General features: G+C 42.3%; 15 protein-coding genes. 10 read left to right on the plus strand and 5 right to left on the minus strand.

What is annotated here, in order from left to right:
* Positions 1 to 86 precede the first annotated feature (86 nt).
* The gene (locus tag AL038_RS18655) at positions 87 to 452 is read left to right on the plus strand and encodes an IS630 transposase-related protein (RefSeq protein WP_062154969.1); all 366 of its coding nucleotides are present in this window, start codon (positions 87 to 89) and stop codon (positions 450 to 452) included.
* Positions 439 to 909, plus strand: coding sequence for an IS630 family transposase (locus AL038_RS18660; protein ID WP_106405021.1), 471 nt, complete (start codon positions 439 to 441; stop codon positions 907 to 909). The genes AL038_RS18655 and AL038_RS18660 overlap by 14 nt, the downstream gene beginning before the upstream one ends.
* A gap of 197 nt (positions 910 to 1106) precedes the next feature.
* On the opposite strand, the gene leuS is transcribed toward AL038_RS18660, so the two are convergent.
* The 5 genes from leuS to AL038_RS17365 form a co-directional block, all read right to left on the minus strand.
* Positions 1107 to 3686, minus strand: a complete 2580-nt coding sequence (gene leuS / locus AL038_RS17345) for a leucine--tRNA ligase (protein WP_062154972.1) — start codon at positions 3684 to 3686, stop codon at positions 1107 to 1109.
* A 142-nt stretch (positions 3687 to 3828) separates the two neighbouring features.
* Positions 3829 to 4077 (minus strand): hypothetical protein, encoded by a 249-nt coding sequence (locus AL038_RS17350; protein WP_062154974.1) that lies wholly within the window; start codon positions 4075 to 4077, stop codon positions 3829 to 3831.
* Between the two features lie 10 nt (positions 4078 to 4087).
* Positions 4088 to 5029: an Rpn family recombination-promoting nuclease/putative transposase gene (locus AL038_RS17355; RefSeq protein WP_066246161.1), complete on the minus strand. Its 942-nt coding sequence runs from the start codon at positions 5027 to 5029 to the stop codon at positions 4088 to 4090.
* A gap of 163 nt (positions 5030 to 5192) precedes the next feature.
* Complete coding sequence (locus AL038_RS17360; protein WP_062154978.1) at positions 5193 to 7115, minus strand: transglycosylase SLT domain-containing protein; 1923 nt, start codon at positions 7113 to 7115, stop codon at positions 5193 to 5195.
* 10 nt (positions 7116 to 7125) lie between these two features.
* Positions 7126 to 7611, minus strand: coding sequence for a DUF2062 domain-containing protein (locus tag AL038_RS17365; protein WP_062154980.1), 486 nt, complete (start codon positions 7609 to 7611; stop codon positions 7126 to 7128).
* Positions 7612 to 7786: 175 nt separating this feature from the next.
* On the opposite strand from AL038_RS17365, the gene AL038_RS17370 reads away from it, so the two are divergent.
* The 8 genes from AL038_RS17370 (at position 7787) to AL038_RS17405 (ending at position 15004) form a co-directional block, all read left to right on the plus strand.
* Positions 7787 to 8719: an energy transducer TonB gene (locus AL038_RS17370; RefSeq protein ID WP_062154982.1), complete on the plus strand. Its 933-nt coding sequence runs from the start codon at positions 7787 to 7789 to the stop codon at positions 8717 to 8719.
* 207 nt (positions 8720 to 8926) lie between these two features.
* A complete protein-coding gene (locus AL038_RS17375) occupies positions 8927 to 9490 on the plus strand; it encodes a YqgE/AlgH family protein (protein ID WP_062154984.1) in 564 nt (187 codons plus the stop codon).
* 12 nt (positions 9491 to 9502) lie between these two features.
* Entirely contained in the window at positions 9503 to 9946 is a 444-nt protein-coding gene (ruvX, locus tag AL038_RS17380; RefSeq protein ID WP_062154990.1) for a Holliday junction resolvase RuvX, read from the plus strand.
* 6 nt (positions 9947 to 9952) lie between these two features.
* A complete protein-coding gene (locus AL038_RS17385; protein ID WP_062154992.1) occupies positions 9953 to 10936 on the plus strand; it encodes an aspartate carbamoyltransferase catalytic subunit in 984 nt (327 codons plus the stop codon).
* A 51-nt stretch (positions 10937 to 10987) separates the two neighbouring features.
* Positions 10988 to 11992, plus strand: a complete 1005-nt coding sequence (gene epmB, locus AL038_RS17390) for an EF-P beta-lysylation protein EpmB (RefSeq protein ID WP_083991575.1) — start codon at positions 10988 to 10990, stop codon at positions 11990 to 11992.
* Between the two features lie 215 nt (positions 11993 to 12207).
* A complete protein-coding gene (gene aroK / locus AL038_RS17395; protein WP_083991576.1) occupies positions 12208 to 12747 on the plus strand; it encodes a shikimate kinase AroK in 540 nt (179 codons plus the stop codon).
* Positions 12744 to 13835 (plus strand): 3-dehydroquinate synthase, encoded by a 1092-nt coding sequence (gene aroB / locus AL038_RS17400; protein ID WP_062154994.1) that lies wholly within the window; start codon positions 12744 to 12746, stop codon positions 13833 to 13835. The genes aroK and aroB overlap by 4 nt, the downstream gene beginning before the upstream one ends.
* The gene (locus AL038_RS17405) at positions 13832 to 15004 is read left to right on the plus strand and encodes a deoxyguanosinetriphosphate triphosphohydrolase (protein ID WP_062154996.1); all 1173 of its coding nucleotides are present in this window, start codon (positions 13832 to 13834) and stop codon (positions 15002 to 15004) included. Before aroB ends, AL038_RS17405 begins: the two co-directional genes overlap by 4 nt.
* Positions 15005 to 15013 lie beyond the last annotated feature (9 nt).

Raw genomic sequence — 15013 nt, forward strand, 5'->3', positions numbered from 1 at the left:
TTAAAAACGATGAAAATAGTTGGACAATACAGATTAATTTTTGTAGCAAGAACTATAGTAACCATATTTTAAAAAGAGGATAAGAAATGACCTATTCAATAGATTTCCGTAGAAAAGTATTAAAAGTGAAACAAGAAGAAAATCTCACCCTAGCAGCGGTAGCGAAACGCTTTCAAATAGCCATCGCAAGCGTCGTCAGGTGGAGCAAAGTATTGGAAGCCAAAGGGACACGTAACAGACCAACTAAAATAGACATGGAAGCCCTAAAACAAGATGTTGCATTATACCCCGATGCTTACCATTATGAACGCGCAGCCCGTTTTGGGATTACGGAAGGCGGGATTCGCCATGCGTTAAAACGTCTAGGGATTAGCCGTAAAAAAAACCCTCAAACATCCCAAAGCCAACCCCGAAGCACGGCAAGTCTTTCAAAACAAAATGAACCGTTATAAACAATCTGATAGGCAAATTGTTTTTATCGATGAAAGTGGTTTTGCTCATGATATGCCACGCCGTTTTGGTTATGCCCCTATCGGCAAACGTTGTTCTGGCACGCAAGATTGGAATGCAAAGGGACGTACTAATGTCATCGGGGCTTTGCTCAATTTTTGTTTATTAACCGTCTCTTTAGTTTCTGGGGCGATTAATTCCGATGTCTTTTTCGCTTGGATAACCCAAGACTTACTTCCTAAACTCCCTCAGAATTCTGTCATTGTGATGGATAACGCCACTTTTCATAAACGTAGTGACATTCAGCAGGCTATTTTAGACGCTGGGCATCTCTTGGAATATTTACCGCCTTATTCGCCGGATTTAAATCCTATTGAGCATAAATGGGCTCAGGCTAAGACTCTCCGTAAACAACAACATTGTTCTATTGATGAGCTCTTTTTACTGAATTCTATTTAATCTTTTTATAGTACTGTTGCTATATGTTGGGGGTGTCTTTTCGTCTTTAGTAAAGCGGGAGTTTTAGGGAGTGAATTGAAATGTTGGAAAGATTTTGGGTACTTAGAATATGTTTGGTCAGTTTAATGATTATTTAGAGGACTTCAAACGGGTTTTGTATATAAAAGCCCTACTTAGCGCAGGGCTTTTTCAAAGAACTATCCTACTACGACGTTGACCAATTTATGCGGTACAAATACTATTTTTTTCACGGCCTTTCCTTCCATAAAACGAATCACTGTAGGGTCGTTTAACACCATATTTTCAACGGTTTTTTGGTCGGCATTGGTGGAAATCGTGAGTTTACTCCGTAGCTTACCATTAACTTGTACTACCATTTCTACTTCTGTGCGGATTAACGCGCTTTCGTCCACTTTTACCCATGGGATATTAACGAGTAGGTTTTGATGTCCTAAGCCTTCCCAGAGTTTTTGGGTGATAAAAGGCACTATGGGCGATAGCATGATGACGACGGCTTCTAATCCTTCTTGGGTGATTGCACGGACTTGGGGGCTGTCTTCGGCACGGCTTAGGTGGTTTAACAATTCCATGCAGGCAGCAATGGCGGTGTTAAAGGTGTAACGCCGTCCAATATCGTCACTAACTTTAGTGATTGTTTCATGTACATGGCGGCGCAATGTCCGTTCAGTTTCGTTTAAGCTGGCGAGTGCTAGGGCGGGAATGGGTTGTTTTTCTACGTGGTCGTTGACTTGTTTCCAGAGGCGTTTTAAGAAGCGGTGCGCTCCTTCTACGCCTGCATCCGACCATTCTAAAGATTGTTCGGGCGGAGAGGCAAACATGATGAATAAGCGTACTGTGTCCGCGCCGTAGTGTTCTATCATTGCTTGTGGGTCAACGCCGTTGTTTTTGGATTTGGACATTTTTTCGGTGTTGCCAATAATCACGGGTAGCCTGTCAGTTTTTAAAACCGCGCTGAGTGGGCGACCTTTGTCGTCGAGTTGTAAATCAACATCGGCTGGATTAATCCATTGTTTTTTCCCGCCTTCTTCATCACGGTAGAAGGTTTCGGCAATAACCATGCCTTGTGTGAGTAAGCGGCTAAATGGTTCGGCATCTTTGACTAGTCCTAAATCACGCATTAATCGCTGAAAAAAACGGGCGTAAAGCAGGTGTAGAATGGCGTGTTCTATGCCACCGATGTATTGGTCAACAGGTAGCCAGTAGTTAGTACGTTCATCTAACATGTTGGTTTTGCAGTCAGAAGAGGCATAACGGGCGTAGTACCATGAGGATTCCATGAAGGTGTCGAAGGTGTCTGTTTCGCGTTGTGCGTCCGCACCACAGGTTGGGCATTTGATTTGGTAGAAGTTGGGGTCTTTTTTGAGGGGTGAGCCTGCACCTGTGACTTCAACATCTTCGGGCAGTAATACGGGTAAATCCGTTTCTGGCACGGGGACTGTGCCACAGTGGGGACATTCAATCATGGGGATAGCACATCCCCAGTAGCGTTGACGAGATACGCCCCAGTCGCGCAGGCGGTAGTTGACGCGCCGTTGTCCCAAATTTTTGGCTTCTAACCATTCGGCAATTTTAATAAAGGCTTGTTCGGAGTTTAAGCCTGTAAATTCGCCTGAGTTGATTAAAATACCTTTGTCTGTCATGGCCATGTTGTCAGGTATTGCACCACCGTTTAAGGGTTGAATGACTGACAGAATGGGTAGGTTATATTTTTGTGCAAATTCATAATCGCGTTGGTCATGGGCAGGAACGGACATGACCGCGCCTGTGCCGTATCCCATTAAGACGAAGTTAGCAACCCAAATAGGTATTGTTTGTCCTGTGATGGGATGGGTGGCACGTAAGCCTGTGTCCATGCCCAATTTTTCCATAGTTTCTAACGCGGCTTCGGCGGTTTGGGTTTGTGAGCAGTCGTGGAGAAAGGCTTTTAAAGTCGGGTTATTTTCTGCGGCTTGTTGGGCTAGGGGGTGTTCTGCGGCAATGGCGACGTAGGTTACGCCGAGCAGGGTATCAGGGCGGGTGGTGTAAACGCTAAGGGTGTCTTGTTCGACGCTAAAGTGGATTTCTACGCCTTCAGAGCGTCCTATCCAGTTGCGTTGCATGGTGCGCACAGCATCGGGCCATTTGTCGACTAAATCGTCTAAGCCGTCGAGTAGTTCTTGGGCATAATCGGTAATTTTTAAAAACCATTGGGGTATCTCGCGCCGTTCAACCAGTGCGCCAGACCGCCAGCCCCGTCCATCAATAACTTGTTCATTGGCTAAAACGGTGTGGTCAACGGGGTCCCAGTTGACGGGGGATGTTTTTTTGTAAACAAGACCTTTTTTATAGAGTTGAATAAAAAACCATTGTTCCCAGCGGTAATAGTTAGGATTGCAGGTGGCTATTTCTCTATCCCAGTCGTAGGCAAAGCCTAGCCGTTTTAACTGGTTTTTCATGTAGGCGATGTTTTCATATGTCCATTTGGCGGGCGCAACTTTATTTTGTATGGCGGCATTTTCTGCGGGTAGTCCGAATGCATCCCAGCCCATTGGTTGCAGAACATTTTTGCCTAACATGCGTTGATAGCGCGCGATAACATCGCCGATGGTGTAATTACGCACATGCCCCATGTGTAGCCGTCCACTGGGGTAGGGGAACATTGAGAGACAGTAAAATTTTTCTTGATTGGGTTTTTCAACAGCTTTAAAAGATTGTTCGGTTTCCCAATGGTGTAGAACGTCGGCTTCAATGCTCTCAGGGCTATATTGTGCGTGCATGGTTAATTTAATGATTCCGTATGCTAAAACAAAGAAATGGGTAAGAATAACGCAAGCGGGATAAGGTGAAAAGGGGATGTATTCGTTGATAGTCAGAATTACAACGAATATTAATGATATGTCTGTTTTAAGCGTTGGCTGTTTAGTCGATGTCTGCTTGAGAAAGCCCTGTTATTTGGGTGATAAGCTCTAAAGTAAATCCTTGTATTTTTAGTTGTTTAGCTATTTCTCGTTTAGCTTGTCGTTCGCCTAATACGATTCCCTCGATGATACCTTCTTTTTTTCCTTCAGCAAATGCGGTATCTAATGCGGCTTTATTTGACCAGTAGTTCATTAAACGCATTTGGCGTTGTCGTGTTTTGTCTAGATTATGGGCAGAATGGCGAGACATAAAAATTTCTTTAATCTTCAATTTCTTGCTTGGAAAGTCCTGTGACCTGCATGATGGTTTCTAGGGGCAAACCTTGTGTTTTTAGTTGTTTAGCTATTTCTCGTTTAGCTTGTCGTTCGCCTAATACAATTCCCTCAATGATGCCTTCTTCTTTTCCTAAGATGATGCCTTCTTCTTTTCCTAAGATGATACCTTCTTCTTTTCCTAATACGATTCCCTCGATGATACCTTCTTCTTTTCCTTCAGCAAATGCGGTATCTAATACGGCTTTATTTGACCAGTAGTTCATTAAACTTTTTTGGTATTGTCGCGCTTGATTGGGCTTTAAGTTTGATAATTCAGCAATTTCAAAGGCTTTTTGAAAGACGGGTTCGTTAAGAATTCGTGGGATTTCTTCAAAATCAGCTAAATTTTTCAAGAAAAATACCCATTTTTCAAAATGATTTTCTAACTCTTCGGCTTTCTTATCAAATAAGGGCATTTGTAAAAAACAGAAATGGAGTTTGTCACAAAATAGCTCGCCATCTTGGTCTTTTAAGCTGACATATTGGCGAAATTTTAGTGGGTCATTTGGTTCTTCAATAATGCAGTCTAATATTGCAACAAAATATACGGTGGATAATTTGAAATCCCATACGCCTTTTTTAGCTTGTTCTTGAATGGGAAAGGTAATGTAGTACAGCGAGCGGTCTTTAAAAAAGTCTATGCGGGCGCGTTGCATTTCTACAATAAAATGTTCTCCTGAGGGACTGGTGCAGTAAATATCAAAAAAGGCTTTACGGTCATCAGGGTAAAGCGGTAGTTTTTCGGTATTTTTAAATTGTAATGATTGAATTTGATGGTGTGCGGGCAATAGCTGATTTAAAAAGTCGATTAATAGGTCTTTGTTGGCTTCTTCACCAAAGAGTTTTTTAAAGCCAAAGTCGGTGTAGGGGTTGAAGTAACGGGACATAATGTGAGTCTCCTTAAGGTTTATGACTGATAAGCTATTTATAGGATAAATATAGTATGTGTCATAGAGAGTATTTTATTCAGCAACATCCTGTAAATACGTCAAGATAGCCACCAGATGATGTGTTTTCTGGTGGCATTTTAGATGGATTGTGTGCTGTGGTTTAGCATCCCCCGATTTTATTAATGGCTTGTAGGGGCATGGGGGAGAGTTTGTCATTCCCTAATAGTCGCCATTCGAAGATAGGTGTGTAGCTCATGATATTTTCTACATAACTTCGGGTTTCTTTAAAGGGAATAAGTTCAATCCAAATATCGGGGGGTAAACAACCATATTTTTCTGTCCATTTTCGCGCGCGCGATAATCCTGCATTGTAGGAGGCGGTAACTAAAATGAGGTTGTTATCTAGTTTGTTGAGTAGGTGTTGTAAATAGCCTGTTCCTAGTTGTACGTTTAGTTCTGGCTGGTAGATGTCTGCTTGATTATTGAGGGTTACACCGAGGCGTTTTGCTTGTTCTTGTGCGGTTGCGGGTAATAGTTGCATTAGTCCTAGCGCGTTAGCAGAGGAGCGTGCTTGTTGGTTAAATGCGCTTTCTTGGCGAATAATGGCGTAAACCCATGCAGGGTTTAAATTTTGTTCTGCTGCGTAGCGTGTTACAACATCATAATAGGGCGTTGGAAAGCGTAGAGTGAGGGCATTAAAGGCTTTGGCTTTGGCAGCGGTTACGATGGTTTCATAGTACCAATTCCATTCGTTGGCCAGTGCCGTGGCTACTTTAAGTTGTTCTGTGGATAAGTTGTCGATGGCAATACGCCATTCTAAACGGGCAAATTCTTCCATTCCGACGTAGTACAATTCGCGTGCGTTGAGAATATTATTGTTCTTTTGTAAGGTCGCAAGGTCGTTAGCGGTTACATTTAGGGCTTCATCATTAAATTGATAGGGTTGTTGTAGTCGGTCGGCGGATAAGAACCCGTAATATTCACGTTCTTGTGCAAGTATTTGGTAAATCGCTTTTGCTTGTGCGGTTTCACCTTGTTGTTCTAAAGCGCGTGCTTGCCAATATTGCCAGTCTTTGCCGTCTGTTGTGGCATATAAGGGGGCAAGCTTGAGTAGTGATGCCCAATCTTGTAAAGCAAGGCTGGTTTGTAAGGCGACTTGGCGTAAAACCTCGTCAATAGAGGATTTATCGACTTGTAATAAGTAGTTAATGGCTTGTGAGGATTCTTGCCAACTGGCGCGTAATGCAAGGGTATATATCACAGTATCGCGGTCGTCTGGGGTAAATTGGTATTGTGTTTGCAGTGTTTGCCAGTGTTGATAGGCTGCTTCTGCATTTGTGCGTGCTAGTTGTTTTATACCATGCACAATAATTTCGCGCACGATGGGTGTATCTGGATAATCAACGCTTGCTAGGGTATCGTTAGGGGTTTCGTGCATCTTTGCCCAGTAGTTTACCCAGCGTTGTGCTTCTTTATCTAAGGTTTTTGCGACACTAATAGCGAGTTTAAGATTACCTGCAGCGGCTGCATTACGGATACGTTGCCAACGTAATGCTGTTGAGAGTTGTTTTTGTTCATTGAGATATTTAAAAATGGGGTCGCAAACGCTAGGTTGTGATTTACCGACAACCCAAAGATTTTGTGCTTCGGTAATTAGGGTTGTTGATAGTTTTCCTTGTTGACGTAAAACCGCACTTAAGTATTGACATTGCAGTAAAATATTATTTTGTGGGGTGTAAGCCTGAATAAAGCGTTGCCAATCGTTTTCTTTAATCAATTGGTTAAGCCATGCGCGGCGCAGGCGTGGTGCAATGGGACTGTCTGCATAATGGGTTAGGAAGTTTTGAATATCGGTGTGATTATTTAGATGGTCGCTCAGCCATAAGTATTCGAGATATTGTGTAATCGGGTAGTCTTGTAAATTTTTTAGCAGTGTTTGATAACGAGCATCGTCTTTTGCTTGAATTGCTTCGTATATTGTTTGAAATTGCAGTCGTTGCTCCGTCAGGTTAGCCGCAATAGCTTGATTTAGGCTAATCATACTAATTAGGATAAATCCATAACTTTTCATCCATTGTTTCATGCGTTTTCCCTCAGCATTCGGGGTGTTTAGTAGGCGGATTAAGGGGTTTACGTGTGATGAGTCGGGTGAATAACCCAAGACACAGTAGATAAATACTAAGAAAAACGAAAGGCGCGCTAATAACCCAGCCGATGAAGGCTTGTATAATGAAAACCCCAAAATTTTCTAATAATAAATGTAAGTTACTTTCTAGCAAATGATAAAGCAGGTCTAAGGTAAGATGATTATTCGTGAAAACAACTTGCGCGCCTAGTAAGTTAAAAACATAAAATCCAGTAAGTTGCAATGGATAAGCCAGATAGTTAGCCAGTTGAATGGCAACTTGATTTAAGCCAAAAAAATAAGCAATAAAAACACATAACAGTGTTGATACGCCTAACATGGGCATAACGCCTAATAGTACGCCCCATGCAATACAGAGTGCTAATTGTGTGGGAGAAAGCCCTTGTTTTAGTAGGTCAAAAAAGACCATGCTAGTTTTTTTTATCCAGTTCATAAACGTAATGCTCTACACGGATGGTCATAACGACAAGTGGGTATTATAAAATAACTTGTTCAAAAAAAAGATTGAATTAGGCGGTAAACTTAAACAGATACTCAAAAAAGTACCTTCCATACCTTAGATTTGTTAAGCTAACAATAATTTTCTCCAACAAGATGTTGCAATATTTATGAGTTCTTTACCCCCTATTGTGATTGAGCCGTCAACAGAACGTTTGATTGTCATGTCGTTTGTCGCGACACTGTTTCATTTGTGCATGTTATATGCCGTGAGTTTTACAGCACCAAAAAACAATTCTGATATGAAAAATCATATTATGGATGTGGTGTTAGTACAGAAAAGCACAGAGAAAGCACCTGATAATGCTAAGTTTCTAGCTCAGGCAAATCAACAATCGGGTGGTGTCGTAGAAAAGGCACAGGAACGTCCTTCAACCCCTGTTGTAGCACCGTTTCCTGATGAAGTCGCTAATTTAGTTGTTACCCCACCAGAACCTCAAATTGCGGCAAGTGCAACACCTGACCCACAAGTTGAACAATTAACCGTTAACGCCCCCTCTAGCTTTCAGGTTGCGAGTGCGCAACGGCTCAATCCTGCACAAGAACCATCAACGTTGAACGGCGACGCGCTGGAAACTACCGTATTATCCCCTGATGTTCCCAATACGACGATGATTATGAACGTCCGCGCATCCTTAGCCAGTTTACAAGCGGAATTAGATAAAAAGATAGAGAACTATGCGAAAAATCCGCGTAAAACATTCATCGGGGCAAGCACACGAGAATATAAATACGCAAGTTATATGGATAGTTGGCGATTACGGGTTGAACGGATTGGTACGTTGCATTATCCCTTAGAAGCAAGACAATTGGGTATTTCAGGAAGTTTGATTTTGGAAGTTGCAATTAATAAAGATGGGTCAATTAATGAAGTCCATATCCGTAAATCATCAGGCAATGCACTGATAGACGATTCTGCTTTGCGCATTGTCCATTTGTCCGCCCCATTTGCCCCCTTGTCAGAAGAAATTCGCAAAGACACAGATATTCTTTATATTACCCGTACTTGGGAGTTTTTAAATAACGGGTTAAATACACATTAGAAATGTTTATTTTTTGCGACAGTATTGAATAAGCAAGATAATTCTTGTTCTCGTTCTTTCTTGTCTGCTACTGCCAAAATCTGCACGTTTTCTGGACGGAAAAGTTACAATAAACCGTATCAGTATTTTCGCCTATTCCCTTGCTTATGACGTGTGCTTGTTTTTAAATAGGTCAATTTGACTTCTACCTGTAATGGATACTACGCAATGCTAGAAACTACTTATCTGAACAATCATTTTTTGATTGCGATGCCTACCCTAGCAGACCCCAATTTTCATCAGACCGTCACGTATATTTGTACGCATAATGCGGAAGGCGCGATGGGTATTATTATCAACCGTCCAATTTCAGATGTTGATTTAGGGGATGTTTTACGTCACATGAGTATTACGGTGACTGACCACTCTTCTGTGTTTCTCCCTGTGTTTGAAGGCGGCCCTGTACAGCGTGAACGCGGATTTGTACTCCACAGCCCTATCGGTGAATGGGATGCTATGCTCACCGTTGGTGAATTAGGCATTACCACCTCTCGCGATATTCTTGCCGCAATTGCTAAAGGTGAAGGGCCTAAACAAATATTAATTGCCTTAGGATATGCAGGTTGGTCGGCAGGGCAGTTAGAAAAAGAGTTATTATCTAACGCATGGTTAAGCATTCCCGCAGATAACAACATTATTTTTAATACCCCCCCTGAAAAACGGTGGAAAGCCGCCGCAAGTAAGTTAGGGATTGATTTAAACCTACTTTCCAGTGAAGCTGGGCATAGTTGATTATCTACATTCATGAGTGCAAATCGCTATTTAACGCTTTTAGCTTTTGACTATGGCACACGTCGCATAGGCGTTGCTGTTGGACAAACATTTACCGCTTCTGCCCGTCCATTGGTAGTCATTCCTTGCGATAAATATAACGAACCCGATTGGGTAAAAATTCACGCGCTAATTCAGGAATGGCTACCACAACGCTTGATTGTAGGTGTCCCGCTAACGGTTGGCGTGAGTAGTGAAACGACAATTGCAGCACGTCACTTTAGCGAAGCCCTACAGGCGCGTTATAATCTACCCGTCGATTTGATTGATGAAACGCTCTCATCCGTTGCCGCCGAACAAGCACTCAGTGAACGCTTTTCCGCTAAAAGCAAAAGTAGAACCAAACCCGGTATAGATGCCGTTGCCGCTCAAGTCATTTTAGAAACATGGTTTGTAGAACACGCTAACACGGAATAATCCTGAATGAATGCAATACAACTTGATAAAAATGGACGTTTAAAACATTTCTTAGGCATAGAAGGATTAAAACGTGAATTACTGTTAGAAATATTAGATAATGCCGAATTTTTTTCTGGGTTTAGTGAACAAGTTGTTAAAAAGATTCCCTTACTCAGTGGTAAAACCATTATTAATCTATTTTTTGAACCCAGTACACGCACCCGTACCACCTTCGAATTAGCCGCAAAACGCCTATCCGCCGATATTTTAAACTTCAATATCAGTGCCTCCTCCACCAGTAAAGGGGAAACATTGATTGATATGCTGCATAATTTAGAAGCGATGCACTGCGATATGTTTGTCGTGCGCCATGACCAAGCGGGAGCTGCACATTTTATTGCACAACATGTTTCCCCCCACATCAGCATTATCAATGCAGGTGATGGACGACATGAACACCCCACCCAAGCCATGTTAGATGTCTTTACCATCCGTAAACATAAAGGCGATTTTACCCAGTTGCGCATCGCTATTGTCGGCGATATTCTGCATTCACGAGTAGCCCGCTCAGAAATCCATGCGTTAAATACCTTAGGGGTAGCAGAAATTCGCGTTGTCGGCCCGAAAACACTTATTCCAAAAAACATTCAAACCCTCGGCGTACAAATCTTTCACAACCTACGAGAAGGCTTGAAAGATGTTGATGTTATCATTATGTTACGGTTACAAAAAGAACGGATGCAAGGCGCGTTATTACCTAATGAACACGAATATTTTCAATACTATGGTTTAACAGAAGAAGATGTCGATGTTGCACATCCCGACGCAATAGTTATGCACCCAGGCCCAATTAATCGTGGTGTAGAAATTGCGTCTTCTGTCGCAGATGGCAGTCGTTCAGTGATTTTACAGCAAGTAAGCAACGGTATTGCCGTGCGAATGGCCATTATGGCGATGACTTTAGGCGCGATGAATCGGTCAACAACCATAACGGATGCTTACGTGTAATAATGGTGAGTTTTCTTTAACAAACGGTTTGGCTCGGTGATACAGTTGTTTATGATGAATTCTTTAACCTTTGTGCAAAACTTACCACAAACTCCTTGGCAAACAGAGCTTCAACACGCTGTTCGTGACCCCGCAACCTTACTCAAACAACTAGATTTACCCACGAGCTTATTAACGACCGTCTATAATCCTGCCCGCTTTGCCCTGCGTGTCCCGCGTGGTTATGTTGCAAGAATGCGCAAAGCTGACCCAAACGACCCCTTGTTACGTCAAGTATTACCCCTTGTGACAGAACAAGATAAAGTTGCAGGCTTTACGCTAGACCCTGTAGGCGACCAACAATCAGAAAAAGTTACGGGATTATTACATAAATATCAAGGGCGTGTATTACTAATCACCACAGGCGCGTGTGCTGTGCATTGTCGTTATTGCTTTCGCCAACACTTTGCCTATGCTGACGCACACCCCTTGCGAGAACCTGCCGTTTGGGAATATTTACAAGCGCATACCGATATTAAAGAAGTTATTTTAAGCGGTGGCGACCCCTTAACCTTGACAGACAAACGCCTTGCTGAGTTCGTGCAACGCTTAGCAAGCGTGTCACACATCCAGCGTTTGCGAATACATAGCCGTTTACCCATTGTATTGCCTGAACGAATAACGGATGATTTACTAACATTATTAACCACTAGCCGTTTACAATCCTTGCTAGTTGTACACACGAATCACCCTAACGAACTTGATTTACACGTCATTGACGCATTACACCGCTTAAATCGTGCAGGCGTTACCCTGTTAAATCAAACCGTTTTGTTAAAAGGGGTCAATGACACGGCAGAAACTTTAGTTCAACTGAGTGAACAACTCTTTCACGCTAAGGTCATGCCCTATTATTTAAACGTGTTGGATCGTGCGCAAGGAACCGCGCATTTTGAAATAAGTCTTGAAACCGCTCAAGGATTATTAGAAAGCCTGCGCTGTCAACTTTCAGGATATTTAGTCCCAAAATTGGTGCGAGAAGTCGCGGGCGCACCTTATAAAGTGCCTGTGTACTGAACTTGTAATGGGTTAATATGGACGTAATTTATGGGTGAATCTTGATTAATTGCCTTATCATCGTTAAGTTGTTAGTGGTTTAGACGCAATTGCATGACATCTACCACCGCTTAATTAAACTTTAATACATTGATATACAACATCTATTCACACATAAAACGTCATTTAAAGAACATTCCTATCACCACATAAAATCGATTTAAGGTAATTTAAAAGTGTCTGCTGAATTCAAACAACATAACAATATTTTTTTAGTGGGTTTAATGGGGGTTGGAAAAACAACTATTGGACGACAACTGGCTGCCGCTTTAGAAGTTCCTTTTAAAGACAGTGATAAAGAAATTGAAGAGCGTACAGGTGCCTCTGTTTCCCTGATTTTTGAAGTGGAAGGAGAAGCGGGTTTTCGTAAACGCGAAGCCGCCATGATTGCAGAACTCACGGCACAAAAAGGCATAGTGCTTGCGACAGGGGGCGGTGCTGTCTTAAACCCAGAAAATCGTAACTGTTTACAAGATCGCGGCTTAGTTGTTTATCTCCATGCGTCTATTGAAGAACTGCTGAAACGCACCGCTCATAGTCGTAACCGTCCACTATTAGAAAACACCAACCCCCGTGAACGCTTAGAAACGCTTTTTAACGAACGTCACCCCTTCTACAAATCCGTTGCCGATTTAGTCGTTGATACCGAACACCATACGGTAAAACAAGTCGTTAAATTCATCCTGAAACGCATAGACCCCACGCAAGACTTATGAAAACAGTAACCGTTAACTTGGGTGAACGTAGCTATCCTATTTTTATTGGACAAAATTTACTAGGCAATCCAGAACTGATTCAACCCTATGTACAGGGTAAACAAGTGATGATTGTCAGTAATGAAACGGTATCACCCCTGTATTTAGAGAAAATTCTCCCTGCTTTTCAAGGGCTGAATATCGAAGCAGTGATTTTACCTGATGGTGAACAATACAAAACCCTAGACGTGCTTAATCAAGTCTTTGATGGTTTGCTCTCCGAAAAATTTGACCGCCAAGCAACGCTCGTTGCATTGGGCGGCGGTGTTGTTGGCGATATGACGGGGTTTGCGGCCGCCTGTTATCAACGTGGTGTTAATTTTATCCAAATACCAACCACCTTACTTGCACAAGTAGATTCCTCTGTTGGCGGAAAAACAGGTGTAAATCACGCGCTTGGTAAGAATATGATAGGCGCGTTTCATCAACCACAATGCGTAGTGATTGACACAGATACACTGAATACCCTGCCAGACCGTGAATTAAGTGCAGGCTTTGCTGAAGTGATTAAATACGGCTTAATTGATGATATTGCTTTTTTACAATGGCTAGAAAATAACGTTACATTACTGCTCAAACGGGATGCTGATGCACTGAATTATGCAATAGCCCGTTCTTGTCAAAGTAAAGCCCGCATCGTAAGCCTAGATGAAAAAGAATCAGGAGTGCGCGCCCTGTTGAACTTGGGTCATACATTTGGACATGCCATTGAAACCAGCATGGGTTACGGCACTTATTTACATGGGGAAGCAATCGCCATAGGAATGGTACTCGCGGCAAGACTTTCCGCTACAATGGGTTGGTTAAGTAACGAAGATGTGGTACGGGTTGCGCGCTTAATTAAACGCTTTCAACTACCTACCACTATACCTGCCAATATGACCCCTGCTGATATGTGGCAACGTATGCAAGTTGATAAAAAAGTCCGTGATGGCAAAGTCCGTCTTGTACTTATGCAAAAATTAGGCTTATCACTGCTTACCGACCAATACGACCCTGCATTACTACAAAAAACGCTCCAAGTAGGTCAGCAGGAGATTGCAACATGATATTTTACAAGGGTTCTCTTGCCCGCTACGCAGCGCATGAAAGCCTTTCCTTAGGACGGCAACATCTGGAGTCGCCTTCACAATATCGTACTGATTATCAAAGAGATAGAGATAGAATTATTCACTCGGCAGCCTTTCGCCGCTTAGAATATAAAACCCAAGTATTTGTGAATCATGAAGGCGATTTATTCCGTACTCGCCTAACCCATTCTTTAGAAGTAGCACAACTAAGTCGTACTGTTGCCCGCAGTTTGAGCTTGAATGAAGATTTAACCGAAGCCATAGCACTTGCGCATGATATTGGACATACCCCGTTTGGTCATGCAGGACAAGACGCATTGCACCAATGTATGAAAGAATTTGGCGGTTTTGAACACAATCTACAAGCCTTGCGAATTGTTGACGAATTAGAAGACCATTACCCCGCTTTTCGGGGATTAAATCTTACTTTTGAAGTACGCGAAGGTATTTTAAAACACTGCTCATCTAAACAAGCAAAGCTATTAGGGCGCGTTGCCTCGCGCTTTTTATACGAACCTCGCACCCAGCCCAGTTTAGAAGCACAAATTGCTAATTTATGTGATGAAATTGCTTATAACAATCATGATATTGACGATGCGCTACGTGCAAAATTAGTCAGTATTCAACAATTACGCGAACAACGTCTATTTAATGATCATTACACTGATGTGATGATGCAATGGTCAATATTACCTCAACGACGGATTATTCATGAAACTATCCGTCGTATGATAGGCGAACAAATTGCGAATTTAATTGAAACCAGCTCCACCCAGTTAGAAACATTGCAACCGAAAAGTATTGACGATGTTCGCGCCAAAGAAGAAAGTATGCTGACATTAAGTGCAGCAATGTATGAGAAACACCTAGAATTAAAGCAATTTTTACGAACACAAATGTACCAACATTACCGTGTACAACGGATGGCATTTAAAGCGCGTCGGGTCATTAATGGCTTATTTGAGGCGTTTAATAATGACGCACGTTTACTGCCGACGGAGACACAAACAGAAGTCAAACGCTTACAAGAGCTGTTAGGCAACGACTCAGGGCGTGCGCGTGCAACAGCCGATTATATAGCGGGTATGACCGACCGTTATGCTATTGCTGAATATGAACGCTTATATAATCCCTTAGAATTACCCTGATATATGCGA

The organism is Beggiatoa leptomitoformis (assembly GCF_001305575.3).
Classification (GTDB): Bacteria; Pseudomonadota; Gammaproteobacteria; order Beggiatoales; family Beggiatoaceae; genus Beggiatoa; species Beggiatoa leptomitoformis.